This window comes from Larkinella insperata, from assembly GCF_026248825.1.
Taxonomy (GTDB): domain Bacteria; phylum Bacteroidota; class Bacteroidia; order Cytophagales; family Spirosomataceae; genus Larkinella; species Larkinella insperata.
The window spans coordinates 3,453,520-3,480,171 of the sequence record NZ_CP110973.1; the positions used below are offsets into that span (position 1 = coordinate 3,453,520).

Consider the following 26,652-nt stretch of genomic DNA (forward strand, 5'->3'; position numbering starts at 1 on the left):
TATAAATAAGTTAATAACCGTGGATCAAGGCCAGAACCGTCAGCAGCTTTCCATATTCTTCCACCATACCGGCACTCGAAGCGGCCAGCCAACTCGATAAAAACTGACGTTGCTGAAGAACAGCCGCGAAATCAGAATGGAGAGAATACCGCCCGTAAATAGAAGTTTGACGGTTTGGTAAAGCAATACATTCTGGGGCGTTTATTTCACAGAAGAAAATCAGGCAGGCAAACGGAACTGCACCACGCCAATGTACAATCCCCAGAGAACCAGCCTGGAAGCCGAGGCATTCGGCCAAACAGTCAGGGCTGTGGCCAGCGGGGGCCGATGGGAAACGCATTTTCGATATGGCCGTCACTTCGTTTTTTGCCAAGTCGCGAAAAGATGGTTTTCTGCCTGGTAAACGGGCTATGACCTGGCTAGCTAGGCGGCTGCTTCCTGCCTTACAATTTCCACGCTCTGAATCCGTTTACCGTCAGACGAAAGAACTTTAAACGTAAAGTCTTCATAACCAACTTCTTCCCCGGTTTCCGGAACGCGGGTAAACAGTTCGAGCAGTAACCCGCCCAGCGACTCACTTTCCCCTTTAACGGCATCAAAATAGGTCATATCAAGGTTCAGAACGCGACAAACGTCCGTCAGGAGAATCTTGCTCTCCATGATAACCGTCTGCTCATCGATGCGCTGGAAAGGCACCGGTTCGTCGTCGTCAAACTCGTCGTTGATATCGCCAAAAATCTCTTCAATGATGTCCTCCAGTGTAATCAATCCGCGGGTTCCGCCGTATTCATCAACAACAATGGCCATGTGAACCCGTCGTTTCTGAAAATCTTGGAGCAGATCGTCGATTTTTTTGGTTTCCGGAATGAAAAAAGCGGGCCGGATGAGCGTCTGCCAGCGAAACGAATCGTCACTGTCGAGGTGCGGCAGCAAATCTTTCAAATACAGAATGCCCTCAATTTCGTCCAGCGACTCCTTATAAACCGGCACCCGCGAATAGCCGGACTGATTGATCTGCGTTAGTAGTTCTGTAAAGGCCAGATCATCGCAGAAAGCCGTTATGTCAACCCGGGCCCGCATGGCCTGCCGGGCGGTCAGGTTGCTGAAGTTGACAATGCCCTTGATCAGCTCACGCTCTTCCTGCGTGGATTCCCGGCTGGTCAGTTCAACGGCCTGGTTGAGTTCCTCCATCGACACCTTGTAGCCGCGTCGCTGAATACGCTGGTCGATCACACTGGTCAGGCTAACCAGCAGGATTGATAAAGGGCGAAAGAGCGCCGAGGCCAGGGCGACGAGCGGAGCCGTTCGCCGGGCCACCGTCAGGCTGTTCTGGCTGGCGTACACTTTTGGAATAATTTCCCCAAACAACACGATGGCTAGTGTTACGATAACCGTCACACTGGCCAGCACCCATCCGGAGCTGGGGTCGAGCTGGCTGAGTTTCCAGACCAGGTACGTCACGATAACGACGATGGCCAGGTTCAGCAAGTTGTTGAAGATGAGCAGGGAGGCCAGCAGCCGCCGGGGGCGGTCGAGCAGGTGCATGATCCGGCGTTCGGCGGCATCGTCGCTAACGCGGCAGACCGCCCGATCGTCGGACGAAAGGGAGAAGAAAGCGGCTTCGGAAGCCGATACAATGGCCGCCATAGCCAGTAGTACAATCAAAATGGCGGCATAAGGGCCGTAAAAACCAAGATAGGTGCTCCAGACATCAGCCTGGAGCACCTTACCCGAGAGTGGATCGCTATCCATGTAGTTATTTCTAAGTGAACAAAGCGCAGGCTTAGAACGGTAGATCGTCGTCGCCAGCGTTACTCATATCGTCGGGAACGGGTTCCGGTTTGCGGGCTGCCGGTGCTTCGGCCCGCGGAGCCGTCGGCCGGGCTGGTGCCGGTTGGGGGGCCGCCTGACGGGGTGCCGGGGCTGGAACGGGTTGCGGAGTTGCCTGCTGACGGGGCGCCGGCGGTGCATCCTGGTAATCACCGCCTTCAGCACCATCCTGACGACCACCGCCCAGAAACTGGAACGTAGTGGCCCGAACCGTCAGCGAAAAGCGCTCCTTGCCTTCGCGGTCGGTGTAGGTTTCGGTTTTTAAACGGCCTTCGACATAAATCTGGTTGCCCTTGCGGACATATTTTTCAACGGTTTTAGCCTGGTCATTCCAAACTTCAACGCGGAACCATTCTGTTTGATCCACTTGCTCTCCGGTGCGGGTGGTGTAGCGTTCGTTAGTGGCAACGCTAAATTTGGCAACAACCGACCCTCCATCAAGGTAGCGGACTTCAGGATCGTTACCAACATTGCCAATCAGAATCACTTTGTTCATGCTTGCCATAAAACGGTAAATAAGATGATGAATTGATATTATCTAAGCAAGTAAAGTTAGTCAAAAATAGAGACTTTTCAAATAGTCTACTACTAAAATTGGCTTTGGTAACCGTTCTGTATCAGATGGTTTACAAAAAAATAGGCCATCGGGGAGCGACACGTTTCGACCTTCCGGAACCTCCACCAGCCAGAACCGCGCGCGGATGCGCTGGTGCGATAAAACCTGCGTCCGTTCGTCGGACAACCCCCTCAGAATTCCTTCCTGAAGAACCCAGTTCAACAGGGCCCCCTCCGGTAATTCCCGAAACGCTTCCATAGGTTCTTCGGTTTCAATCAGGCAAAAATCGTACAGGTGTTGCCAGATATCTTTCTGCGTGCGTTCCTTCATGGCAATGCGGTCGCCCTGCCGGATGACAATGTAATTAAAATACCGTTCGCGGACGGCATTCTTCTTGCTTTTAACCGGCAATTCGCGCTGGCGGCCCGTCAGATACGCCTGACACCGCTGCTGCATCGGACAGAGCAGGCAGTCGGGCGAAACCGGTGTACACTGGATGGCCCCGAATTCCATGATGGCCTGGTTGTACGTCGCCGGGTTGTCAGACAGTTGAATGAGCCGGTTGGCGAGGGTGGAAAATGTCTTCTTGGCCTGCGTGGTTGTGATATCCTCTTCAAGGCCGAAAACCCGCGCCAGTACGCGGTAAACATTACCATCAACAACGGCGGCTTTTTCGTTGAAGGCAAATGAGGCAATGGCGGCAGCCGTGTACGCACCAACCCCCGGAAGTTTCAGTAATTCGTGGTACGTTTCCGGGAATTGACCACCCAGCGGACCGGCTACATGCTGGGCCGTTCGGTGCATGTTCCGGGCGCGCGAGTAATAGCCCAGGCCCTGCCAGAGCCGTAGCAAATCCCGTTCATCAGCGTCTGACATCGACTGCACGGTAGGGTAGGCGGCTACGAAGCGTTCGTAGTAGGGGCGGCCCTGTGCCACACGGGTTTGCTGCAGGATAACCTCTGATAACCAGATGAAATAAGGATCGCGGGTATGGCGCCACGGCAGATCGCGCTTGTGGTATTCATACCATACCGTTAGTGGGTTGACAAAACCGTCTTTTAAGTCGTCTGAGTCTGAAAACCAATCCAAAATAATTTGTAACTAGGTGTCGTTGAGAAGAAAAAACCCGAAATAGTGTTTTTTCTCTAACAGGAAAAATCTACCTTTGTGCTCCAATTTGAAGAGACTTTTTTTCAACAACTGATTGAACCTTAAAGTTTAGTACGAACGTGACGAAAGCAGACGTAATCGCAGAAATTGCCGAGAAGACAGGAATCGACAAGGCAGATGTTCAACACACCATTGAAACATTCTTCACCGTAATTAAGAACAATCTGGCGAAGAACGAGAACATCTACGTGAGAGGGTTCGGTAGTTTCATTAACAAGAAAAGAGCCCGTAAAGTGGCCCGGAACATCTCCAAAAATACGGCGATGGTTATTGACGAGCATTTCATTCCCAGCTTCAAGCCGGCAAAAGTGTTTGTTGAACAAGTAAAAACCCAGGTTAAGCACAGCGAGAACGTTTCGGCTTAATCTTTTGTAAGACAAGAGAGATGAGAGATTAGACAAGAGAACAATTCTCACCCCTCTTACCTAATCTCTCATGTCTGATACGATGAACAAATCCATTCTTCTCGTCATCGGCCTGGGCGTACTGGCGACGGCAGGTCTGTACAGTCTGCCAAACGTGGTGGTTCGAAACGAAGATCGGACATTGACCAACGAACGGACTACCGACCCAGAAACCGCCGTTCGGGATACGGCAGTGTTGCGTACCGATCGTTCCGACCTGCACACGGTTAGCCTGACGCCCGAACAGCAAAAGGAACTTAACCGTTTAAGCGGCCGTTTTGATGCCGTTGACGATAAACAAAAACCGGCCGTTGGGGCTGATCTGATCCAAGCTTATCGAAAGGTAAGTCGTTACGATAGTGCAGCTTACGTAGCCGACAAACTGGCTCAAGCCGCTCCGACCGAAGCGAATGTGCTGCGGGCCGGAGATTTGTATTATGAAGCCTACGGGTTTGCCGCCGACAACCAGAAAATGGTGACTCTCGGCAAAAAGACCCGGGAGTTTTATCAGAAAGCCCTCGACGGTAATCCGAATCTGCTGGCGGCTAAGGCAAACATGGCGATGACCTATGTGACGACCGAAACGCCCATGCAGGGAATTATGCTGCTGCGGGATGTGCTGAAGGAAGACCCAACCAACGAGTTGGCGCTCTTTAATATGGGGCTGCTCTCGATGCGTTCAGGACAGTATAACCGGGCGGTCGAACGGTTCCAGGCTATTCTGAGCAGTCATCCGGAAAATACCAAAGCGCAGTTTTATCTGGCCATCAGCTTAAGCGAAATGGGCCGGAAACAAGAAGCACGGGAGTTGCTGGCCAAGGTGAAAGCCCGGGAGAAAGACCCGACAATTCAGGCGGCTATCAAAGAACTCGAGCAGAATTTGTAACCTGAATGGCTTGCTGATTTGAATGGCTACCGGGGTTATGTGATCCAATGGTGGAAAGGCGTGAGGGTTGAAAAGACCGTTAAGTCGTTCCACCGGGCAAACAGCCTCCAGCCGTCTAACAGGGAAGCGATCAGTCATTTTTAAAACCATTTAACATACTTACCATTATGCCTTGCGGAAAGAAAAGAAAACGCCACAAAATTGCTACCCACAAGCGGAAGAAGCGCCTGAGAAAGAATCGCCATAAGAAAAAATAAGGTAGGCCACCTGCGGGTGGATTCTACCATACAGGCCGGCCAATCGGAGGACTTATTCGCTTGTGCAGCGGGCAATTGCCTGATTGCCAACGAACCGATTGCCCGGCCTTTTTCTTTATCTCGGGCCTCTTAACCGCACATTCATCTTGTGAGTAACGAATTAGTAATTAGTTCGACTCAGAAAGGTGATCGGATAGCACTTTTGCAAGACAAAAGACTGCTGGAATATCACGTTGAAGAGTCGGACAGCAGCTTTACCGTCGGCGATATCTATTTAGGTACAGTTAAGAAGTTAGTGACGGGCCTCAATGCCGCATTTGTCGACATTGGTTACGAAAAAGATGCGTTTCTGCATTATCTGGACTTGGGCTCCAACATTAATTCGCTTAACAAATTTACCAAAGATGTCATCGCCAAACGGGTCAATACCGGCAAGCTGAACAATTTCAAGCTGGAACCCGAAATTGACAAACTCGGGAAGATTGACAAGGTATTGAACAAGAATGCACCCATTCTGGTGCAGGTTGTCAAAGAACCCATCTCGACCAAAGGACCGCGCTTATCCTGCGATATCTCCATTGCGGGGCGGTATCTGGTGTTGGTACCCTTTGCCAATACGGTCAATATGTCCAAAAAAATTACGGATAAAGCCGAACGCACGCGCCTGATGCGCCTGATGTCGTCGATTAAACCGCAAAATTTTGGCGTAATTGTCCGGACCGTTGCACAGGGTAAAGACGTTGAAGAACTGGACCGCGATCTGACCAATTCCCTCGAAAAATGGGAAAAAGGAATTGCGGCCCTGCGCGACGCCAAACCCCGCGACCGGATAATTGGCGAGATGAACCGGGCTTCATCCATTCTCCGCGACATGCTGAACGAATCATTCGACAGCATTACCGTCGACACCCGGGAGATGTATGATGAAATTAAAACGTACATTCACACAATTGCCCCCGAAAAAGAAAAGATCGTTAAGTTATTCAACAACAACAAGACGAAGGTTTTCGAACAATTCGGGCTGGAAAAACAGATTAAATCGCTATTCGGCCGGTCAGTGAGCCTACCCGGTGGCGGTTATCTGATCATTGAACACACGGAGGCTCTCCACGTCATCGACGTCAACAGCGGTAACAAATCGAATTCTGAGGAAGATCAGGAAGCTACGGCTGTAAGCGTTAACAGGGAAGCTGCCAAAGAAATTGCCCGCCAGCTCCGGCTGCGCGACATGGGCGGAATCATCGTCGTCGATTTTATCGACATGAAGAAGCCCGACAACAAGAAAATGATTTTCGACGTGATGCGGGAGGAAATGAAAGCCGACCGCTCGAAGTTTACCATCCTGCCGCTGACCAAGTTTGGACTGATGCAAATTACCCGGCAGCGGGTTCGTCCGGAAATCAACATTGTTACCAAAGAGGTTTGCCCGACCTGTGGCGGAACCGGTACCATCCAGGCTAGTATCCTGATTACCGACGTTATTGAGCAGAACGTGGAATATATTCTGACCCGCCAGAACGAGCGCGGTGTCCAAATTATGCTGCATCCGTACCTCTTTGCCTATTATACCGCAGGCTGGTGGTCGAAGCAGATGCAGTGGTTTATGAAATATAAGACGTGGGTTACGTTGATAAAAGACAGCTCGTTTGGCATCAATGAATTCAAGTTCTACAACAAACAGGGCGAGGAAATCGAAGTAACGGCGGGTTAATCGCTGGCCAGACTTCGAAACCAGAATGTCAAAAGCCACCTTTTCGGGTGGCTTTTGATTTATCCATCGGACAACTTTCTCTTTTTCACCAAACGGTTGACGGTTTCGGCCAGGCGTTCAATTTTGGCCTCCTCGGTTTTCGCCGAATCAATCCAGTCGATGTACGCTTTCTGCTCATCGGAAGTAAACTCCAGAAAGACTTTATGGGCCGCGGGTTCATCTTCCAGACACAGCAGTAAATCCTGCTGCGTATCGACCGGAGCCTGTTCCGGATACAGCGTGATATGCACCCAATCGCCTGCCTGTTTCCCAATCTGTTTCCGGATTTCAGCCTTCACCGCCAGGAAAAGCCGTCCGTTCCCCATCGGCATCAACTGGCAATGGACCAGCTCATAATCATCAATCTGGCCTTTTACTTTTACCCAATTGAAGTACGACTTTTTATCGGGCTTTACCTCCGGCAGGGCTGCGTAGGTCCAGCCCCCTTTTCCCTGGAATTTTTCGAGCCGATACGGGCCATCGACCAGCGGTTTTTCCATCGCAATGCAAAGGTTGTTCAACCGCTAAAGATATGGATAAACTGCTGACAGAAAGACAAGAACCGGCTTCTTTCAGCGCCGGTCGTTGATCGCCAGCAACGCTTCGGCGGCTGAGGACAGAAAAAGTTTGGACAGATTGGCGGTGTTACCAACGTAGATTTCGTACGTGTCACTTTTCAGCTCCGGCAATAACGCATCCGCCACGATGGCGGGCGAAATACCGTTACTACCACCGATTTCCTTCGGAAAATCTGGCCATTTAAACTCGATTCGGCACTCCTGCTTACGAATAATACGGTGTTAAGGTGCGTTTTCATAGATTCGATTAGTGAATCTATTTATAAGTTGTGCATACCGACGGTGCATAGAAAGCACATGATCACTCTCTTTTTGGCACTGGCACAAAAAAGAAAGCCGCTCGTCAGCGGCTTTCTTTATGAAAAACTCAATGCGAGCGAATGTCATCGATTTTGTTTCGTCGACGAGGCACCGCCCAGAGCGGCTGGCGTCGCGGTTCCTTCCGCTACGGCCGGGTTGCCTTCTTTGTCGAGTTCGACAACCTCGTAACCCAGTTTTTGCAATCCCGGCTTGATGGCCGATTTGTTACCAACAACGGTGATGATCATGTTGTTGATGGGCAGGCGTTTTTTAGCAATCGCGTCGATGTCTTTCTTCGTGATGTTTTTCAGAATCTGGCTTTGCTGCTCCACGAAGTTGCCCGGCAGATCATAATCAATGATCTGATTCAGGAAAAGCGCTTTCTGGAACGAGGTTTCGTACCGCAGGGCATCCCGTTGACCCACTGAGCTTTTCAGGAACGCCAGTTCGGACTCGGTAATCCCGTTCTTGCCGTAGTTGGTAATTTCTTTCATGAACTCAACCACCGAGCTATCCGTGGCCGCGGCTTTGACACCGGCCTGGGCCGTGAACGGTCCGGGTGTCTTGGTGCTGCCGAACGCCGAGCGGGCGCCGTACGTCCAGCCTTTGTCTTCACGCAGGTTCATGTTGATGCGGCTGTTGAAAGCTCCGCCCAGAATGTAGTTGGCCAGCCCCGTTTTGTAATAGTCGCCCGTGGCATCAAACGGCAGATCCGTCAGGTAGCCAATCCGAATTTCCGACTGGGCGGCTTTGTCTTTGTCGATCAGATAGATCCGGGTTTTATCAACCTTTTTAGCCATTGCCGGTTTGGGCAGGGTGACGGGTTTGGCTTCCCATTTTTTCAGGAAATCGAGCTTCGGCAAAATCGCAGCTTTGTCGACATTGCCCACCACAACCAGGTTCGTGACAGAAGGGGAGAAGTTTTTCCCGTAAAACGCTTTAACATCATCCAGCGTGATGCTTTCAACGGTTTTAGCGGTTCCGCTGGTTGGAATGGCGCGGATGTTGTCGTTGCCGTACAGCAGTTTGTTGTACGCTTTGTTGGCAATGACAACCGGCTGCGTGCTCTGGCTGGCAATCAGTTCGAGTTGCTGTTTTTTCAGACGATCGAAATCGGCCTGGGCAAACTTGGGGCGGAACAGTTTCTCTTCCACCAGCGCCAGCGTTGCGTCGAGGTTTTTGGTCAGCGACGACACCGACACCTGAATTTCTTCGGTGCTGGCGTAAATCTGAATGCTGCTACCGAGTTTTTCGAGTTTTGCATTGATCTCTTCGTTGCTGAAATTCTGCGTGGCTTCGTTCATCAAAGACGCCGTAAGCTGGGCAATGCCCGCTTTGGATGGATCGCTGGCCGACAGCGTATGACCGCCTTTGACGGAAAACACCAGCGTCACTTCGGGCACTTCGTCGTTTTTGGTTCCGATCACTTTCAACCCATTCGGCAGTTTATCGGTCCAGAACGGGGGCACTTTAACGGCCGGGTTGGGGCCGGATGCCGGTTTTTTGCTGCGGTCAAACGAGTCTTTGGCCTTGGCATACTTCAGGCCGGTATAGCCGTAGTCGGGCGATTTGTAACCGGTTGTGTCAATGGAGTAATTGTCCGGATGGGCTACAATTTCTTTCTGATCTTTGGGATATACCGTCAGAATAACGGCTTTCTTATCCTTGATGTACTGGTTGTAAACCCGCATGATGTCCGCTTTTGTAACATCCTGATACCGTTTCATCTCTTTCGGCAGGTAGTTGGGTGAGCCGGTAAACGTCTGGAAGGAAGCCAGTTGGGAAACCTTACCGGCTACACTCGACAAATAATTGATGATTTCGGCCTCGCGGGTGGCTTTGAATTGCGCCAGATCGTCGTCGGTGACGCCCCGTTTTTCAAACTCGGCCAGCGTGTTGCGAATAATCGTTTCGGTGCTGTCCAGCCGCATGTTCGGGAAGGGAAGGACGGTAAAGGTGATTTCGCCCGCCAGTTCCTGGGCCGGATGGCCGACATTAGCCTGCACGGCTTTCTCGGTTTTAACCAGATTTTTGTAGAACAGCGAGCTTTTGCCGCCCCCCAGAATCTGCGCCAGCGCATCCAGCGGAGCTTCGTCGGGGTGGAAACGCGGTACCGTTGGGTACACCATCCGCAGCATCGGAAAACGAACGTTGTCTTCGTAAGAAACGTACCGGTCTTTATCAATCACGGCGGCTGGTACCTTGGTTTTGGTGACTTCCGGCCCTTTCTGAATACTGCCGAAGTATTTCTCCACCAGTTGCACAACCTGCTTGGGATTGACGTCCCCACCCACGGTCAAAACCGCGTTGTTGGGGCCGTACCAGCGCAGAAAAAAGTTTTTCAGGTCATTGACGTTCACCCGGTTCAGGTCTTCAATGTACCCAATCGTGAGCCAGGAGTAGGGGTGGCCGTACGGGTAAAGGTTTTTGGCGGTGTATTCGTACACCAGACCGTACGGGCGGTTGTCGTAGTTCTGACCGCGCTCGTTTTTGACGGTGGCGCGTTGAATTTCAAATTTTTTCTGGGTAACGGCATCTAGCAGAAAACCCATGCGGTCGGCTTCGAGCCACAGCGCCCGTTCCAGTTGGTTGCTGGGTACGGTTTCGAAGTAGTTCGTGCGGTCGGCGTTTGTAGTTCCGTTCAGCGTTCCGCCGGCTTCGGTGACGATCTTAAAGTGTTCATCGTCAGCCACGTGGTCGGACCCCTGGAACATCATGTGCTCAAAAAAGTGGGCAAAGCCGGATTTGCCAATTTCCTCCCGGGCTGAGCCAACGTGGTAGGTCACATCGACGTGCACAATCGGGTCCGAGTGATCTTCGTGGATAACGAGCGTCAGACCGTTGGGCAGGATGTACTTCTGGTACGGAATAATCAGTTCGCCGTCCTTACGGGTTACGGTTTCAACGAGTTTGGTTTGCGAAAAAGCCAGGTGGGCAACCATCAGGCCCAGGAACCCCAGGCAATAGCGTATTTTTTTCATTGTATAGCTGATGAACTATACAAATTAACCAAAATATGACCACGTTTAAAAGGCGCAACGAACAAATCAACGGGGATAAAGTGCGGTCAGATGACCCGACAACGGATTGAGCCAGTGCGTAAATTTCCACAAAGGACAGTTATTTACTTGAGGGTGCTTAGTCCACCATCGACGCCCAGGATCTGGCCTGTCACCCAGTTGCTTTCGTCCGACAACAGAAAGGTAACCATCCGGGCAATGTCTTCCGGGGAGCCGATGCGGCCCAGGGGATGACGTTTGCCGGCGGCCTGGATTCGGTCGGGGGCTACCAGCCCGGCGGAACTCGCCAGTGGGGTGTTGGTCAGCGAAGGCGCCACGGCGTTGAACCGGATGCCATAAGGCGCGTACTCGGCTGCCAGCGACTTGGTTAACCCTTCAACGGCTGACTTGGAAACGCTGATGGACGAATGAAGCCCGAAACCCAACTGGGCCGCCACCGTGCTGAACAGCACAACGCTGGCCGATTTGCTTTGAATGAGGGACGGTACGGCGGCCTTCAACAAAGCGATGGCACCCAGGACGTTTACGGAAAAGTCGTCCCGAAAGTTTTCGAGCGTCAAGCGGCCAAAAGGGGCCAGCCGGATGGTACCGGGCGCATAGACCAGACCGTGCAGCGTTGCGGGCAACTGGCTTTTGTCCGGTTCGGTCGCTGTGCTGGCGTCCCAGGTGATGTGTATGGATTGAATTCCTTCCGGCTGTCGGCGGCCCAGGGTAAACAAATTTGCCCCCTCAGCTTGAATCAACTGGGCCGTTGCCTGACCGATGCCCGACGAAGCACCCACAATCAGGATATTTTTTCCATCGAATGTTCTCATACAAAGAGAAACCTGTAAAAGTCGGTGGTGTTTAATTAAAGTTAAACAAAAGGAGGAGTGAGACGAAAGGGCGATAACGGGAGCTGACTGAAAAGAGACGGTATTGCAGTCTGGATAAAACAAAATAAGCCCATTAGAAATCTAACAGGCCTATCCTACTAACCTATGATGAAATAGTATTCTACAGGACAATACTATTAAATTAGTTTGATCCAACTATACCGTGCTCTCCTGCTCTTTTAAAATAGTTAGGTGGCAAAATCGTTAGAAACAGCTCTTCTACCGCTTTAAGGTTCAGGAGAGAGCAGGAAAGTATTTCTCAGCAAACTACACTATTTTGTTAAAATTAGACTATTGTACCTACCCGCAAACGTTTTTATTCCGTAACCAATGGCTGTAATTTGGGGTGTTGTTCTGCACGCAATCGGAGGGTTCGCTTCCGGCAGTTTCTATTTGCCATACAAAAAAGTCGAGGGCTGGGCCTGGGAAAGCTATTGGCTCGTCGGGGGGGTTTTCTCCTGGGTGCTGGCGCCCCTGATTTTTGCCCTGGTTACCGTACCGAACTTGTTTGAGGTACTGGCGGCCGCCCCAACCGAAACCAAATGGTGGTCTTACTTCTGGGGAGTACTCTGGGGATTTGGGGGGCTAACGTTCGGGCTCACCATGCGGTATCTCGGCCTGTCGCTCGGCATGGCGGTAGTCATGGGGCTTTGTGCGGTATTCGGAACGCTGGTACCGCCCATCTGGCTGGGGCAGTTCGGCGACCTGATGCGGACTACCTCGGGACAGGTGATTGTGCTGGGTCTGGCCATCTGCGTGTTGGGAATCGCCATTTGCGGCATTGCCGGGATGATGAAGGAAAAATCGGTAACGGAGGAGAAAAAGAAGGAAGCCGTTGCTGAGTTCGACCTCAAAAAGGGGGTACTGGTTGCTATATTCTCAGGCGTCATGAGTGCCTGTTTTTCGTTCGGCGTAACGGCCGGACAACCCATTGCCGAACTGGCCGTGCAGAACGGTGCCGACCCGCTTTTTATGAATTGTGCCCCTTATGTTTACATTCTGCTGGGCGGTCTGACTACCAACGCCCTGTGGTGTATTTACCTGAACATCAAAAATAAAACCTACGGTGATTACCGCAACGTTTCGGCTCCGGCGGTGCGGAATATTGTCTTCTGCGCCCTGGCTGGCATCACCTGGTATCTGCAATTCTTCTTTTACGGCATGGGCGACAGCAAAATGGGTGAATACCGTTTCTCGGGCTGGACGCTGCACATGGCCTTTATCATCGCTTTCAGCAGCTTCTGGGGGCTGTACCTGCACGAGTGGCGGGGTGCCAACCGCCCGACCATGCGTACAATCACCATTGGCATCGCGACGGTGGTGTTTTCCACGGTTGTTGTCGGAATTGGTAATTACCTGGCGGAGTAAGAAAAGTAGGGATTGGGTATGCTCGGATGATGCCTGCGTGCGGTTAATTGGCCACCTGGTGAAAAGATGGGATCAATGCTACGGCGGTCGGGATGAAATGAGTATCTTCAAGCCGTTTCTCAACGACCGTCCTGTTTTATCATGATGTTTTACTGGATTGAACTGGCTGGATGGCTGGGGGTACTGTCTTACCTGGCGGCCTACCTACTGCTTGCCCTGCGAATCCTGCGCGCCGATACACTGGCCTACCATTTTCTGAACGTAGCTGGAGCCATCGGGTTAATTATCAATTCACTACACACCCACGACCGGCAGAGTATTGTGGTCAATGTGGCCTGGTTGCTGATCGGGCTTTGGGCCACCTACCGCATCTACCGGCCCCGGCAAAGCTTTTGACCGTTGCAGAAGCTGCAGCGCCCGACTTTTATACGCTTCAAGTTTCGGGCCGTAATCCGATGTTCCCGGGTAGTCGAAGTCACTCAATCCGGGCAACAGGAAACTTCATAAACCGCAGAAAGCTGACCAACGCCCGCCGGACCGGTTTTTGGCTGGCAGTAACTACCGTATGAACCGACGAAATTGGATAAAAAGTGCCGGTGTGGCCGCCCTGACCGCATCGGAAACCCCAACCGTCCGCAACCGGCCCGTTCTGACGGTTGCGCACATGACCGACGTACACATCCGTGCGGGCGACCGGGCACCGGAACGGTTCACCAAGGTCCTCGGAGATATCCGGAAACGGAAGGTGGATTTTTTCCTGAACGGGGGCGACTCCATCCACGCGGCTGACTACAAGGACGTGACCCGCGAACAGATGCTGGCGCAGTGGGCCATCTGGGACGACTGCATGAAACCCGTCCGGGCGTCGTACGATGTCTACAGTTGCATCGGAAACCACGATCCGTGGTGGGCAGCCCCGTCGAAAGACGATGCAATGTACGGAAAAAACTACGTGGTGAAGCGCCTGAACATTCCCGGTCGGTATTACAGTTTTTCCCGCAAGGGCTGGCATTTTGTTGTTCTTGACGGCAATAATCCCAACGTCTCGCTGGATGCCGAGCAGTTCGACTGGCTCAGAAACGATCTGGCCCAGCTGGCGCCCAATACGCCGGTGCTGCTTATGTCGCACTACCCGATACTGGGCGTAACGCCCCTGCTGGCGGGCGGTGGTCATTCGGATTTCAAGGCGTTAAAAGCGCTTTTTTACCAACACAAAGACAAGGTGAAAGTCTGCCTGAGTGGTCACCAGCATCTGCTCGATCAGGCGGTTTACAACGGCGTTCAGTATTATTGCAACGGGGCCGTGAGCGGTTTCTGGTGGGAAAAAGGCGACGCCGAATCCGCCGGGCCGTATTATTACCAGGAAACTCCGCCCGGTTACGCGATTCTGGAGTTATTCGCGGACGGCACCGTGACGAACACCTATTACCCACATTTCTACTAATCCCGATGTTTTCTTCCAAAACCGTATGGCTGTTTGTTGCCAGTTTCCTAGTCGCTCAGATGAGTTGGGGGCAGACCGATAAGAAAAAGGCCCTTTTCGTCATTGTCGACGGTATTTCGTCGGATGTAATCGAGAAAATTGCCAAGCCGAATCTGGACGCAATTGCCAAAGAAGGAGGGTACGCCCGGGCGTACGTCGGTGGGCAGAAAGGGACTTATTCGCAGACGCCAACCATTTCGGCAGTGGGCTACAACAGCCTGCTGACGGGTACGTGGGTGAACAAACACAACGTTTGGGACAACAGCATCAAGGCCCCGAATTACCACTACTGGACGATCTTCCGGTTTTTCAAAGAACAATACCCGCAGAAGAGAACCGCCCTGTTCTCGACCTGGCTCGACAACCGGACCAAACTGGTGGGCGAAGGGCTGGCGGCCACGGATCACCTGCGGCTGGATTATTCCTTCGACGGCTTTGAACTAGACACCATTCATTTTCCGCACGACAAACAGGTGGAATACATCCACAAAATTGACGAAAAAGTGGTCGATGAAGCCGCGGCTTACATCCGGCGGGAAGGGCCGGATCTGTCGTGGGTGTACCTGGAATATACGGACGACATGGGGCACAAATACGGCGATAGCGAACAATTTCACCGCGCCATCCGGATAATGGACGATCAGATGGGCCGGTTATGGAAAGCCGTCAAGGAGCGGCAGAAAATGTACGGTGAAGACTGGCAGGTGTTTATCACAACCGACCACGGTCGGAGCCCTGAAAACGGCAAAGGTCACGGTGGGCAGTCGGACCGGGAGCGGAACACCTGGATCGTGACCAACGCCAAAGACCTGAACCCGTATTTTAAGAAAGCCGTTTCCGGAACGGAGGTTCCGGGCGTGGTGGACATCATGCCGACGATGGCCCGGCACCTGAACGTTTCCATTCCCAAAGAACAGGCGTTCGAAGTTGACGGTATTCCGTTGACGGGCAAATTGTCGATGACCGACCCGACGGCCAAGAAAGAAGCCGGAAAAATTGCGCTGACCTGGCAGGCCGCCGACCCGGAAGGCACCGTCAAAATCTGGCTTTCGACCACCAATCATTTTGAGGAAGGTGGTCGCGATCTGTACCTGTTGATGGACGAACTGCCCGTTAAAGCCGAAAAAGCCCTGCTCGACGTCTCAAAACTGCCGACCGGTTTTTACAAAATTGTACTGGAAGGTCGTTATAACAACCTGAACCGCTGGATTGTGGAGTAGACCGCTCGATTACCGCCGGTTTATTCCTTCGTCACTACCTCGTCCAGATTCAGCAGGGTGTTGGCTGCAACGGTCAGGGCCGCCAGCTCCGGCGTCGCTTCCGTACAGGCCAGAAGCTGCACGGCTTCCTGTGGATGTTGCCGGTAATGCGCCACCGTGTTCTGATAAAGCCGGTTCAGAACCGTCAGTTTCCTGGGGTGTATTTCCTGTTGCAACACCAGCCGGTAGCCCGCCCGCAACTGTTGTTCGGGCGTTTTACCGCGCAATTTCATGGTTTCCGCCAGTCGCTGAGCCGCTTCCACGTACACCGGGTCGTTGAGCGTCACCAGCGCCTGCAGGGGCGTGTTGGTCCGCAACCTCCGTAACTGGCAAAACTCCCGGCTGGGGCTGTCGAAGGTAATCATGGACGGGTAGGGGGCCGTGCGCTTCCAGTAGGTGTACAACGCTCGTCGGTAACGTTCCTCACCCGAACTGAGTTTCCAGCTTTCCCCGCTGTAGGGCGACTGCCAGATGCCGTCCGGTTGCGCGGGCATCACGCTCGGACCGCCCACCTTCGGACTCAGCAATCCCGCCGTGGCCAGTGCCTGATCGCGCACCTGCTCGGCCGACAGCCGCACCCGCGGCCCGCGCGCCAGCAGTTTGTTGAACGGGTCTTTGGCTACCAATTCGGGCGAAGCCGCCGATTGCTGCCGGTAGGTCGCCGATAACACCATCTTTTTGAGTAACTTCTTGATGCTCCAGCGGTCGGTTTGGCTAAACTCAACGGCCAGCCAGTCCAACAATTCGCGGTGTGTCGGCGGGATGCCCTGTGTACCAAAATCCTCGACGGTTTCGACAATACCGCTGCCGAATAACTGCTCCCAGAAGCGGTTGACGGCTACGCGGGCGGTGAGCGGGTGATGGGGGCTAACCATCCACTGCGCCAATCCCAGGCGGTTTTGCGGTACATTTGGGGGCAGCGAGGGCAGTGATTGGGGCACATCGGGCCGGACCGGCTTGCCTTTGACCAACCAGTTGCCGCGTTCAAAGACGTGGGTTTTCCGGGCCAGATCGCCGGTTCCTTCGTACATAATCGGCACGACCTCGGCTTTGGCGTTCAGGATTTCGCCCAGCTTCTGGTCCATCGGTCCGAGCGCGTGGGCGGGCTGACCGGGCAGGGCGGGTTGCAGCGCCACCCATTTGACCATCACCCATTCGAGGGGCATCGCCGGACTGTCGAGCGTCAGGTACAGGTGGTGCCGCCCCGAAACTTCCGGCAGCGCAAAAATCAGGGTGGTATCTTTCCACGGGCTGCCGGTTCTAGCGACCGGCTGCGTCAGCAAGACGGGTCCGTTGGCGCTATCCCGACGAACGGACATCACGGCTTTTTCGGCTTTGGTGCCCCAGGCAATCAGCAACCGGTTTTTGCCCGTCAATTCCATGTTTTTGATCCGGGCCGAACCGCCGTGCTGGATGGCCGTATACATGGCCCCCATCAGCGAGGCTTTGACGTATTGATCAAAGCTGTGCGAATTGATTTTCGGCTCCACCACCCGAACCAGCCGCATCGTCTCCCGAACCGTCGGGCGCGGGACCGACTGACTAGTGAGCCACTGTTGCAATTCCTTCACCTTCAGCGAATCGTTGCCTTTGTAAAACCGCAGTGTGGGCGTATCGCTGGGCACATCTTCGTCGCGGGTGTTGTTAAAAAAAGCCAGGTACTTGTAATAATCCTCGTGCACAAACGGATCGTAGGGGTGGCTGTGGCACTGTACGCACGAAAAGGTGGTTCCCTGCCACACATCCCAGGTCGTATTCACCCGGTCGATGACGGCGGACACCCGAAACTCCTCGTCCTGCGTTCCGCCCTCGTCGTTGGTCATCGTGTTGCGGTGAAAACCCGTAGCCACCAGCTGATCGTCGGTTGGTGGTCCGCCGTTGGGAGTAGTCAGCAGATCACCCGCCAGTTGCTCAATGGTGAACTGGTCAAACGGTTTGTCTTCGTTGAAGGCGTTGATCAGCCAGTCGCGGTAGCGCCACATGCTGCGCGATAGGTCCGCTTCGTAACCTTTGGTGTCGGCGTAGCGGGCCAGGTCCATCCACATACCCGCCCAGCGTTCGCCGTAAGCCGGTGAAGCCAGCAAACGATCCACAGCTTTCTCGTAAGCATTAACTGAGGTGTCCCGCTGAAAACCTGCAACGTCCTGTTCCGTGGGTGGCAACCCCGTCAGGTCGAGGGATAACCGGCGCAGCAGTGTGGCCTTGTCGGCTTCGGGCGACGGTTTCAGGTTTTCTGCTTTGAGTTTATCCAGAATGAAATGATCAATTTCGTTTTTCGCCCACGTCAACTCGTCGCTTTCGACCAGCCCCAGCCGTTCCCAGAACGTACCAAGCTGCGGTACATCCGGTTTTTCAACGGGTTGATAGGCCCAGTGGTCCCCCCATTCGGCCCCCTGATCGATCCAGTTTTTCAGTAGCTCGACTTCTTCCGGTTTGAGCGCGGGTGCGTCCAGCGGCATCCGTTCTTCGGGGTCGGTGAGTGTCAACCGGCGGATAAACTCACTGGCGTCGGCATCGCCGGGCACGATGGCGTGTTTGCCGGATTTGGCCGGCGCCAGGGCTTCGTGTTTAAAGAGCAGGCTGAAGTTGGCGGCCTTTTTGACCCCGCCGTGGCAGGCAATGCAATGCTTGTTGAGCAGCGGTTTGATCTGCGTGTTAAAATCGACTTTGTCCTCAAACAGCCCCACCCACAAAAAGGAGGATAAGACCACCACGGCCAGGAGGGCGCCCACCAGATGGAGTTTGTAACGCATGGGATTCCGGAACGGTTTTATCGGGTCATTAGGAAACGGAATGTACGCAAAAAAGCGGACTTGTCCGCTTTTTCTACCTGCGATGTGTTGATTTTCAGGCTAATTGATAAACATCTCGTCCACCAGCACCAGCCCCGGTTTGCCTTTGCCGCCGTGCCATTCGGGCAGGGTACACGGTTTGGCGACGACTTTGAGACAGGCTACGGTTTGCGGTTTAAACGTACAGGTTACGTTGGTCAGCGAGTGTTCTTCGCCCTTGACCGGCATCTTTGGTTTAACGGTCGAGAGCAGTTTCATCTGATCCGGGCTGGGACCGCCCCAGACTTCAACCGTGCCCGGCGGGAAAATGCCGGTGGCTTCTTCAACCATGATGCGCAGGGCGACCGACGAGGCCGTTATCGGTTTTTTGAACTCCGAAACCACCACCATGTCGTTGTTGCGAACGCCAGTCCAGTTGTTGGCCCAAGCCGGGCTGTTGGCGTTAAACGTGCCCAGCTTCTGGTCAAAGAATGATTTGGGACCCTCGGCCTGGTGAACCCGGTTCAGCGGCTGCAACAGGATGATGCTGTCGGGTTTGTAGGCGGACCGAAAGAAGTCGAAGGTAGCGACGCTGCTGCCATACCAACCGTCTTTGTAGGCTCGGGCCTTGATGGTTGTCCGGTCGGTCAGCACGGTTTTGTTGTTGAAAACCGGCGAGTAGATGCTGTCGGGTTCGGTACCATCGGTGGTGTAGCGGATCTGAACGCCCTTGATTGGGTGCCGCAGGTCCAGCGGCAGCGTCTGCGCGAAAACCATCGAACTGTTTTTTACCTCCGGCGGATTCAGCGTGAGCGGATTGCTGCCGTCGTCTTTGAAACCGGCAATAAACGTGATGTTTTTGTGCGCTTTCTGCAGCTGCTGAATTTCTGAGGGGCTCAGCTTGGTTTCCCACAACGACACGGTCTGCAGATTTTTAAAATCCCGGATCTGGCTCTGCAAGTCGGCGTAGGTAACCTTCGTGCCGGAGAGCGTCAGGCTTTTCAGGTGTTGCAGTTTGGCCAGTTCCTTCAGGTCTTTGCCCGTCACATCCGTGAAATTTAAATCCAGTCGTTGCAGGTTTTCAAACTGGCTGATTGTTTTCAGGTCGGCATCCTTCACCGGCAATTTGGTTAGATTCAACGACACAATCTGGCTTTTGATGTCGCTCAGTTCCTGCAATTTTTCGGCGGAGTAGGTGCTTCGGTTGTAGAGGTTGACCGCCAGCGCCGGAGATTCTTTAGCCAGCGGGGCAATCGTGCGGTAGTCGTTGTTCAGTTTCTGAACGGTTTCTTCGTCAGCCGCGGCAAACTGGTAAACCTCTTCGGCCTGATCGGCAGGTCTGAACCGGGTCGATGCGATGCGCCGGAGGGAATCGGTGGGCGGCAGATCAACGACCTTCTCATTAAAATCCGGGCGGCCTTTAACCCACAGCGCCAGCAACGTGATTTCGTCGGTGGTCAACTGCGTTTTGCCTTTGGGCGGCATGTGCTTTTTGTCTTCTTCCGACAAATGAATTCGCTGGAGCAGCAGGCTCTGATCAGGGTCGCCGGGTTTGAAGAGCTTGCCGGATTTGCCGCCTTTCAGCAGCGCTTCCTCACTGGCCATGCTCAGTTGACCCTTCAATTTTTCGGAATTATGGCAACTGATGCATTTCTGCTCAAATATCGGTTTGATGACGTCTTTGTACACCATTGCCTGATCCAGCGCCACCGGTTCTGGTTCAGTTTCTTGGATAATCGGTCCGGAAATGAAGTTGTCGCCGTGGGTCAGCACCGCGCCGTAATGGCCCGCACCCACCAGCAGAAAGACCGTCAGGATGGCTGTGGATTTGGCCAGCGGAGCCTTGTACCAGTTTTTCGTGCGGCTCCAGTAGATGAAAGCGGAAAGGTAAAAAAGCCCGACGCCCGTCCATTTATGCCATTGCAGGACCTCGCCCGTATAACCGTCTTCCTGGGACAGAAACAGACCCATGATCACCGTAATGCCGGCCGACAGAATCCCGATCAGCAGCAGGTTGGTCAGGAAACCCCGGTAAAATTCGTTAGTCGCGTAAGTAGCATTAAAACGAAAAAGTTCCATCGCCATCGCCAGCAGCAGAATGACAATCGGGAAATGAAGAAACAACGGGTGCATACGCCCAATGGACTGCACCCAGGCCGGAACGACGATCCGGCTCTCGAAAAGCAATAGAAATAGTATGAAGACGGCCGAAGCAAACAATGCCTGCTCGGCCAGACTTTTGACCTTCTTAGTCATCACAAAAACAATCCAGCGGGTTTAGGAATGGGGTACTTTTTCAGGCAATAAGGTCGCGCACGACTTTTCCGGACACATCCGTCAGCCGGTAGCGACGGCCCAGGTGTTTGAATATCAATTTTTCGTGATTGAGGCCCAACTGGTGCAGAACCGTTGCCTGAAAATCGTGAACGTGTACCGGATTCTGGGCGATGTTGTACCCCAGTTCGTCGGTTTCGCCGTAAACGATGCCGGGTTTGATGCCGCCACCCGCCATCCAGATTGTGAAGCAGCGCGGGTGGTGGTCGCGGCCGTAGTTGTCGGCGGTTAGCTTGCCCTGCGTGTAGCTGGTCCGGCCAAATTCACCACCCCAGATCACCAGCGTTTCGTCCAGCAAACCGCGTTGTTTGAGGTCGGTTACCAGAGCTGCCGACGCCTGATCCACGTCTTTGGCCTGCTTGGCGATCTCGAACGGCAGGTTGCCGTGCTGGTCCCAGCCCTGGTGGTAAAGCTGCACAAACCGGACACCGTTTTCGGACAGCTTGCGGGCCAGCAAACAGTTGGCGGCATAGGTACCCGGTACCAGACAGTCCGGGCCGTAAAGCTTGACGATGTCGTCCGATTCTTTCGACAAATCCATGACTTCCGGCACCGCCATCTGCATCCGGTAGGCCATTTCGTACTGCTTTACTTTGGCCGAAATCTCCGGATCGCCGAACTCCTGGTAGGCCATGTCGTTGAGTTTAGCCAGGTTGTCCAGCATATCCCGGCGCGCGTGCCGGTCCATGCCTTCCGGATCGCGCAGGTACAAGACCGGGTCTTCGCCCTTGCTGAACTGCACGCCCTGGTGAATGGAATCCAGAAAACCGTTGGACCACAGTTTCGAGTAAACGCCCTGCCCGTTGCCGACCCCGCGCGACAGCAGCACCGTGAAGTTGGGCAGGTTTTTGTTTTCGTTGCCCAGACCGTAGCTCAGCCACGCGCCCATGCTGGGGCGGTTGCCCTGCTGCGAGCCGGTTTGCAGGAAGGTCAGCGCCGGGTCGTGGTTGATGGCTTCGGTGTACATCGACTTAACAATGCAGAGGTCGTCCACGATTTTGGCCGTATACGGAAACAGGTCGCTCACCCAGGCCCGCGACTGCCCGTACTGCTTGAAATCGACGAACGAGCCCACCAGCGGAAACGATGACTGGTTGGCCGTCATGCCGGTCAGCCGTTGGTTGCCGCGCACCGAGGGCGGGATTTCCTGCCCCAGCATTTCGCGTAGTTTGGGCTTGTAATCAAACAGTTCCTGCTGCGAGGGGGCGCCGTTCTGGAACAGGTAAATAACGCGTTTGGCTTTGGGTGCAAAGTGCGGAATGCCGGGCGTAAACCCTTCTTCGTCGGCGCTGTTGCCCCCAAACAAATCCGGAACCATGAGCGACCCCAAAGCCGCGCTGCCGAGTCCTAAACTTAACCGGGACAGGAACCGACGCCGGTTGAAATTAAAGCCGTGTTCTAAGATTTCCTTTTCCATGAAATTAAGTTTTCGTAATGGTTTCTTCCAGGTTGTAAATGGTCGAGACGACCCGCATCAGGGCGGCCAGTTTCGTCCGGTCAATTTTTTCGGGAACGGGGTATTCCCCCACGGCGAGGGCTTTTTCGGCCACCGGTTTTTTGATTTCCTTCGCTTCTTTTTCGTAATACGCCGTCAGCGTTTCGACTTCCTGTTCCCGCGGTTTTCGGCCCACAATCAGGCGAAACGCCTTGGTGATCTTGTCCTTGTCCGCGCTATTTTCCTGCAACAACCGGGCCGCCAGTACGCGCGACGCTTCCAGGACCGTGGGGTCGTTCATCATCACGAGCGCCTGCAACGGCGTATTGGTTTTCAGGCGTTTGACTTCGCACAAATCCCGGTTGCTGGCGTCGAAAATCGCCATCGACGGGGGCGGAACCGTTCGTTTGATCAGGGTGTACATGCCCCGGCGGTAAAGGCTGGGGCCGTGGTCCTGGTTGTAGGTCGAGAGCAAGCCCCGGCCCGAGGTGGCACCTTCCCACAAGCCCGCGGGCTGGTACGGTTTTACGCTGGGGCCACCGATGGAACGGTTCAGCAAACCGCTGCTCGACAGCACCAGATCCTTGACAAACTCGGCGTGAATGCGGTAGCGCGGGCCCCGCGCCAGGTAGACGTTGTCCGGGTCGTTTTTGAGCTTTTCCGGTGAAATAACTGCCGATTGCCGGTAGGTGGCCGACGTGACCATTTGTTTCACCAACCGTTTGATGTCCCAGTTGTGGCTCATGAAATCGACGGCCAGCCAGTCCAGCAGTTCGGGGTGGGTGGGCAGGTCGCCCTGCATTCCGAAGTCGCCGGAGGTTTTGACAATGCCTTTGCCGAAAAATTCCTGCCAGAGCAGGTTAACGTACACCCGGGCGGTCAATGGGTTTTTCTTGTCGAACAGCCACTGCGCCAGTCCCAGCCGGTTTTTGGGGTAATTTTTGTTGAAGGGCAGAATCGATTCGGGCGTTCCGGCCTGCACTTCGTCGCCCGGCGCGTCGTAATTTCCGCGTTGCAGAATGTACGTTTTCCGCATCGTATCCGGCTTCATGTCGCCCATGACCGATACGATCAGCCGGTTGGTGTCGGGTTTGTTTACGAACGTCAGAATGTTTTTTACGTCCGCGTCGCTGATTTCCATCAACGGTTTTTTGGCGTACGTTTCGGGGCCGCCAATCACCGACTCAATGCCCACTTCTTCGACGTTGTTGAAGAACGCGAAAAGCCGGTAGTATTCTTTCTGCGAGAAGGGGTCGTACTTGTGGTCGTGGCAGTGCGCGCATTCCATCGTCACGCCCAGCAGGCCCTTGCCAAACAAATCCGTCCGGTCAGTGACGTACATAATCCGGTATTCTTCCGGGATGACGCCCCCTTCTTCCGTGATTTTGTGGTTGCGGTTGAAACCCGTCGCCAGCAGTTGCTCTTTGGTCGAGTTGGGCAACAGATCACCCGCCAACTGCCAGGTAACGAAGTCGTTGTAATGCATGTTTTTGTTGAACGCGTGAATCACCCAGTCGCGCCAGGGCCACTGCGTTCGGTAGCCGTCGTCCTGGTAGCCGTGCGAATCCGCGTAGCGGGCCAGGTCCAGCCAGTGCAGGGCCATTTTCTCGCCGTAGGCCGGGTTTTTCAGCAATTGATCAACGGCTTTTTCGTACGCGTTCGGGCTGTTGTCGGCCAGAAACCGATCCATCATTTCCAGCGTCGGCGGTAAACCCGTCAGATCGAGACTTGCGCGTTTCAGCAACCGCTCTTTGTCGGCTTCCTCGTTGGGGGCCAGCCCTTTCTGCTCTTGCTTATGGAGAACAAAATAATCAATCTCGTTTTTGGGCCAGTCTTTCTGATCCACTTCGGGCAGCGCCGGTTTTTTCGGAGCCACAAACGCCCAGTGTTTTTCGTATTTGGCGCCCTGTTTGATCCACTTCTCAATCAGCTTGACTTCGCGCTGGGTCAGCTTAAGGTTGGACGAGGGCGGGGGCATCAGCAGGGACGTATCCTGGGTGGTGATGCGCAGGAATGCTTCCGACAATTCGGGTTTTCCCGCCACCAGCGCGTGGGCCGACGGGTTTTCCTGCAAGGCTTTGAAGGCGCTTTCGGCCACATCGAGCCGCAAACCTGCTTCGCGTTTGTTGGCATCGGGGCCGTGGCAGGCCAGGCATTTGTCGGAGAGAATGGGCCGGATGTCAAAATTATAACTGACTTCATCCGGCAGTTTGGCGTCGTCGGTCTTCGTAGTGGAGTCCGTTTGACAGGCCTGAATCATTCCCACAAAGCCGGTCAATGCACCAATCAAATAAGAGAACCGCTTCATTATTTACTATTCAGGTTTAGGAATTCGCGGGGTTACAGTCACTAGGCTGTTTCCCAAAATAAAGAGCAATTAACAAAAAGAACGCGTTAAGGACTGATATGATTCCACGGGATAATAATACTATTTCATAAATTTAGTCAAATTGTCCTTGGTAACCAACTGAAACGGGATCAAGACCTGCTTTTCGTAGGGTTGGCCTTTGGCAATTTTGATGGCCGTTTCGATGGCTTGCGCGCCCTGCTGCTCGGCATTCTGGAAAACCGTCGCGTCGAGCGTGCTCTTCTGAACGGCCTGCAGGGCATCCGGAATGGCGTCGATACTGACCACCACCACTTTATCCTTCAAACCGGCATCGGTCAGGGCCTTGACGGCTCCCAGGCCCATCTCGTCGTTCTGGGCGAAAACCGCGTTGATGGTGTTGCCGTACGACTGAATCCAGTTTTCCATCAGGGCCATGGCCTTGGCTCGGTCCCACTCGGCGGTCTGGTGGGCGATCAGTTTCAGGCCGGGGTACTGTTTCAGGATTTCGCGCGCGCCCTGTTCGCGTTTGATTTGAGCCGCCTGACCCATGTAACCATGTATCATCAGCACATTGCCTTTGCCGTTCAGTTTTTCGGCAATGAATTTCATGGCAATCCGCGCCGATTCCACGTCGTCGGAACCGATGAAGGCCGACGGTTTGGCCGTGGTTTCGGAGTTGACGTTGATGATGGGGATGTTGGCGGCCAGGGCCTTGGTTACGGCGGGGGAACTGGCTTCTACTTCGCAGGGGTTCATGATGATGGCGTCGACACCCTGCGCAATGAAGCTCTCCACCTGCTCGATCTGTTTTAGGGCCGACCGCTCGGCATCGACGGTGATCAGTTCCACATCCGATGCCTTCGCTTTTTTCTCAATTTCGTCGTGGACATTGACGATAAACTCGTTCTGCATACTGAGCATCGAGACGCCCACCGTTAGTTTTTTCTCGCCGTTTTCGCCCGACGAGGATTGGTTGCAACTGGTTAAAACGCTGGCAATTAGTAAGGAAAAGGAATAAAAAATAATTGGTTTCATAAAATAAATATAGGGAATCGGTTACCCGTTCTTGTGTTGATTTAAACTATCCAGAACCACCGCGCCGATGATGATAATGCCCATTACGACCTGCTGGTAGTAGGAGGTGACGTTCATTAAATCCAGCCCGTTGCTGATAACACCGATCAGCAACGCACCGATCAGGGTGCCGGTCATGGTGCCGGTACCGCCCGAGGTGCTGGTGCCACCGATGATGGCGGCCGCAATGGCATCGAGTTCAAAACCGACGCCCGCGTTCGGCTGGCCGGTGGTGATGCGGGAAGTGAGCAGGATTCCGGCCAGAGCCGCCAACCCTCCGCAGAGTGTATAGACCACCATTTTGACCTTGCTCAACTGGATGCCCGATGCTTTGGCGGCCTGTTCGTTGCCGCCGACCGCGTACATGTAGCGGCCAAGAACGGTTTTCCGGAGCAATACGGAGCAGATGATGAAGAAAACAATCAGGATGATGATGGGCGTCGGGATGCCCAGGAGTTGACCACCGCCGATGAAGTTGAACGAATCCGAGAGGTTCGAAACGGGCCGACCTTTGCTCAGAATCAGGGCCAGGCCCCGGCCGATGGTCATGGTGCCCAGTGTGACGATGAACGGCGGCACTTTGCTTTTGGTGATCACCAGCCCGTTGAACGCGCCCAGCAGCAAACCGGCCGCTAGCCCGGCCAATACCGGTACGATGACCGGGTACGTGTCCGGATGGGCAAACATAGCCGCTACGACCCCCGTTACGGCCACCGTGGAGCCGATGGAAAGGTCGATGCCGCCGGTGATGATGACAAATGTGACGCCAAACGCCAGCAGCGCATTGATCGAAACCTGCGTAACGATGATCATCAGGTTGGAAACCGTCAGAAACCTGGGTGTAATCATCGACAACACCACGCAGACAACGAGGAAAGCGATCAGAAGGCCGTACTGGCCCAGGCCGCGCAGGCGCCTGGGTGACGCTTTTTCAGGAGTAGTCAGTTCAGGTTTAAAAAGGGTCTTCATTCGG

Annotated in this window: 21 protein-coding genes; 7 read left to right on the top strand and 14 right to left on the bottom strand. The window is 53.9% G+C overall.

All coding sequences use genetic code 11. The features are described from left to right. Positions 1–10: 10 nt before the first annotated feature. Genes OQ371_RS13860 through mutY form a run of 4 tightly spaced genes read right to left on the bottom strand, consistent with a single transcriptional unit; the run spans position 11 to position 3,475 of the window. Positions 11–373 (bottom strand): hypothetical protein, encoded by a 363-nt coding sequence (locus tag OQ371_RS13860; protein ID WP_265988577.1) that lies wholly within the window; start codon positions 371–373, stop codon positions 11–13. 50 nt (positions 374–423) lie between these two features. Beyond that, positions 424–1,752 carry a gliding motility-associated protein GldE gene (gene gldE / locus OQ371_RS13865; protein ID WP_265988578.1) on the bottom strand — a complete coding sequence of 443 codons (1,329 nt, stop codon included), beginning with the start codon at positions 1,750–1,752 and terminating at the stop codon, positions 424–426. Between the two features lie 31 nt (positions 1,753–1,783). Further along, positions 1,784–2,335: a single-stranded DNA-binding protein gene (locus OQ371_RS13870; RefSeq protein ID WP_265988580.1), complete on the bottom strand. Its 552-nt coding sequence runs from the start codon at positions 2,333–2,335 to the stop codon at positions 1,784–1,786. 51 nt (positions 2,336–2,386) lie between these two features. Beyond that, on the bottom strand, positions 2,387–3,475 hold the full coding sequence (gene mutY / locus OQ371_RS13875) for an A/G-specific adenine glycosylase (protein ID WP_265988581.1): 1,089 nt from the start codon (positions 3,473–3,475) through the stop codon (positions 2,387–2,389). Positions 3,476–3,615: 140 nt separating this feature from the next. Between mutY and OQ371_RS13880 the strand changes: the two genes are divergently transcribed. The 3 genes from OQ371_RS13880 to OQ371_RS13890 all read left to right on the top strand — a co-directional run bounded on the left by OQ371_RS13880 (position 3,616) and on the right by OQ371_RS13890 (position 6,814). Continuing rightward, on the top strand, positions 3,616–3,921 hold the full coding sequence (locus tag OQ371_RS13880; protein WP_265988582.1) for an HU family DNA-binding protein: 306 nt from the start codon (positions 3,616–3,618) through the stop codon (positions 3,919–3,921). Between the two features lie 82 nt (positions 3,922–4,003). Beyond that, entirely contained in the window at positions 4,004–4,846 is an 843-nt protein-coding gene (locus tag OQ371_RS13885; protein WP_265988584.1) for a tetratricopeptide repeat protein, read from the top strand. 405 nt (positions 4,847–5,251) lie between these two features. Next, positions 5,252–6,814, top strand: a complete 1,563-nt coding sequence (locus OQ371_RS13890) for an Rne/Rng family ribonuclease (RefSeq protein WP_265988585.1) — start codon at positions 5,252–5,254, stop codon at positions 6,812–6,814. Between the two features lie 59 nt (positions 6,815–6,873). Here OQ371_RS13890 and OQ371_RS13895 read toward each other — a convergent pair whose 3' ends face one another. From OQ371_RS13895 to OQ371_RS13910, 4 genes are all read right to left on the bottom strand, one after another. Beyond that, entirely contained in the window at positions 6,874–7,353 is a 480-nt protein-coding gene (locus OQ371_RS13895; RefSeq protein WP_265988586.1) for a YdeI/OmpD-associated family protein, read from the bottom strand. 72 nt (positions 7,354–7,425) lie between these two features. Further along, on the bottom strand, positions 7,426–7,557 hold the full coding sequence (locus OQ371_RS13900) for a hypothetical protein (protein ID WP_265988588.1): 132 nt from the start codon (positions 7,555–7,557) through the stop codon (positions 7,426–7,428). Positions 7,558–7,814: 257 nt separating this feature from the next. Next, a complete protein-coding gene (locus OQ371_RS13905) occupies positions 7,815–10,712 on the bottom strand; it encodes a M16 family metallopeptidase (protein WP_265988589.1) in 2,898 nt (965 codons plus the stop codon). Positions 10,713–10,855: 143 nt separating this feature from the next. Continuing rightward, positions 10,856–11,566 (bottom strand): SDR family NAD(P)-dependent oxidoreductase, encoded by a 711-nt coding sequence (locus tag OQ371_RS13910; RefSeq protein WP_265988590.1) that lies wholly within the window; start codon positions 11,564–11,566, stop codon positions 10,856–10,858. A gap of 390 nt (positions 11,567–11,956) precedes the next feature. On the opposite strand from OQ371_RS13910, the gene rhaT reads away from it, so the two are divergent. The 4 genes from rhaT to OQ371_RS13930 all read left to right on the top strand — a co-directional run bounded on the left by rhaT (position 11,957) and on the right by OQ371_RS13930 (position 15,697). Continuing rightward, positions 11,957–12,994: an L-rhamnose/proton symporter RhaT gene (rhaT, locus tag OQ371_RS13915; RefSeq protein ID WP_265988592.1), complete on the top strand. Its 1,038-nt coding sequence runs from the start codon at positions 11,957–11,959 to the stop codon at positions 12,992–12,994. A gap of 141 nt (positions 12,995–13,135) precedes the next feature. Continuing rightward, positions 13,136–13,390: a CBU_0592 family membrane protein gene (locus OQ371_RS13920; RefSeq protein WP_265988594.1), complete on the top strand. Its 255-nt coding sequence runs from the start codon at positions 13,136–13,138 to the stop codon at positions 13,388–13,390. 169 nt (positions 13,391–13,559) lie between these two features. Further along, positions 13,560–14,438 (top strand): metallophosphoesterase family protein, encoded by an 879-nt coding sequence (locus OQ371_RS13925; RefSeq protein ID WP_265988595.1) that lies wholly within the window; start codon positions 13,560–13,562, stop codon positions 14,436–14,438. Between the two features lie 5 nt (positions 14,439–14,443). Beyond that, positions 14,444–15,697, top strand: a complete 1,254-nt coding sequence (locus OQ371_RS13930) for an alkaline phosphatase family protein (protein ID WP_265988596.1) — start codon at positions 14,444–14,446, stop codon at positions 15,695–15,697. A gap of 20 nt (positions 15,698–15,717) precedes the next feature. Here the strand turns inward: OQ371_RS13930 and OQ371_RS13935 are convergent, their stop codons facing one another. The 6 genes from OQ371_RS13935 to OQ371_RS13960 form a co-directional block, all read right to left on the bottom strand. Continuing rightward, positions 15,718–18,489: a DUF1553 domain-containing protein gene (locus OQ371_RS13935; protein WP_265988598.1), complete on the bottom strand. Its 2,772-nt coding sequence runs from the start codon at positions 18,487–18,489 to the stop codon at positions 15,718–15,720. Positions 18,490–18,588: 99 nt separating this feature from the next. Next, positions 18,589–20,763: a c-type cytochrome domain-containing protein gene (locus tag OQ371_RS13940; RefSeq protein ID WP_265994308.1), complete on the bottom strand. Its 2,175-nt coding sequence runs from the start codon at positions 20,761–20,763 to the stop codon at positions 18,589–18,591. Positions 20,764–20,803: 40 nt separating this feature from the next. Continuing rightward, a complete protein-coding gene (locus OQ371_RS13945; protein ID WP_265988599.1) occupies positions 20,804–22,258 on the bottom strand; it encodes a DUF1501 domain-containing protein in 1,455 nt (484 codons plus the stop codon). Between the two features lie 4 nt (positions 22,259–22,262). Next, positions 22,263–24,584 (bottom strand): PSD1 and planctomycete cytochrome C domain-containing protein, encoded by a 2,322-nt coding sequence (locus tag OQ371_RS13950; RefSeq protein ID WP_265988600.1) that lies wholly within the window; start codon positions 24,582–24,584, stop codon positions 22,263–22,265. Positions 24,585–24,704: 120 nt separating this feature from the next. Next, positions 24,705–25,640, bottom strand: coding sequence for a sugar ABC transporter substrate-binding protein (locus OQ371_RS13955; protein ID WP_265988601.1), 936 nt, complete (start codon positions 25,638–25,640; stop codon positions 24,705–24,707). Between the two features lie 21 nt (positions 25,641–25,661). After that, positions 25,662–26,648, bottom strand: coding sequence for an ABC transporter permease (locus tag OQ371_RS13960; protein WP_265988602.1), 987 nt, complete (start codon positions 26,646–26,648; stop codon positions 25,662–25,664). Between the last annotated feature and the right edge of the window lie 4 nt (positions 26,649–26,652).

Bases quoted from the DNA above. Each gene is read 5' to 3' on its own strand.
- OQ371_RS13945 (WP_265988599.1), bottom strand. From the start codon at position 22,258: ATGGAAAAGGAAATCTTAGAACACGGCTTTAATTTCAACCGGCGTCGG.
- gldE (WP_265988578.1), bottom strand. From the start codon at position 1,752: ATGGATAGCGATCCACTCTCGGGTAAGGTGCTCCAGGCTGATGTCTGG.
- OQ371_RS13950 (WP_265988600.1), bottom strand. From the start codon at position 24,584: ATGAAGCGGTTCTCTTATTTGATTGGTGCATTGACCGGCTTTGTGGGA.
- OQ371_RS13870 (WP_265988580.1), bottom strand. From the start codon at position 2,335: ATGGCAAGCATGAACAAAGTGATTCTGATTGGCAATGTTGGTAACGAT.
- rhaT (WP_265988592.1), top strand. From the start codon at position 11,957: ATGGCTGTAATTTGGGGTGTTGTTCTGCACGCAATCGGAGGGTTCGCT.
- OQ371_RS13930 (WP_265988596.1), top strand. From the start codon at position 14,444: ATGTTTTCTTCCAAAACCGTATGGCTGTTTGTTGCCAGTTTCCTAGTC.
- OQ371_RS13935 (WP_265988598.1), bottom strand. From the start codon at position 18,489: ATGCGTTACAAACTCCATCTGGTGGGCGCCCTCCTGGCCGTGGTGGTC.
- OQ371_RS13885 (WP_265988584.1), top strand. From the start codon at position 4,004: ATGAACAAATCCATTCTTCTCGTCATCGGCCTGGGCGTACTGGCGACG.
- OQ371_RS13905 (WP_265988589.1), bottom strand. From the start codon at position 10,712: ATGAAAAAAATACGCTATTGCCTGGGGTTCCTGGGCCTGATGGTTGCC.
- OQ371_RS13955 (WP_265988601.1), bottom strand. From the start codon at position 25,640: ATGAAACCAATTATTTTTTATTCCTTTTCCTTACTAATTGCCAGCGTT.
- OQ371_RS13920 (WP_265988594.1), top strand. From the start codon at position 13,136: ATGATGTTTTACTGGATTGAACTGGCTGGATGGCTGGGGGTACTGTCT.
- OQ371_RS13925 (WP_265988595.1), top strand. From the start codon at position 13,560: ATGAACCGACGAAATTGGATAAAAAGTGCCGGTGTGGCCGCCCTGACC.
- OQ371_RS13940 (WP_265994308.1), bottom strand. From the start codon at position 20,763: ATGACTAAGAAGGTCAAAAGTCTGGCCGAGCAGGCATTGTTTGCTTCG.
- OQ371_RS13910 (WP_265988590.1), bottom strand. From the start codon at position 11,566: ATGAGAACATTCGATGGAAAAAATATCCTGATTGTGGGTGCTTCGTCG.
- OQ371_RS13895 (WP_265988586.1), bottom strand. From the start codon at position 7,353: ATGGAAAAACCGCTGGTCGATGGCCCGTATCGGCTCGAAAAATTCCAG.
- OQ371_RS13960 (WP_265988602.1), bottom strand. From the start codon at position 26,648: ATGAAGACCCTTTTTAAACCTGAACTGACTACTCCTGAAAAAGCGTCA.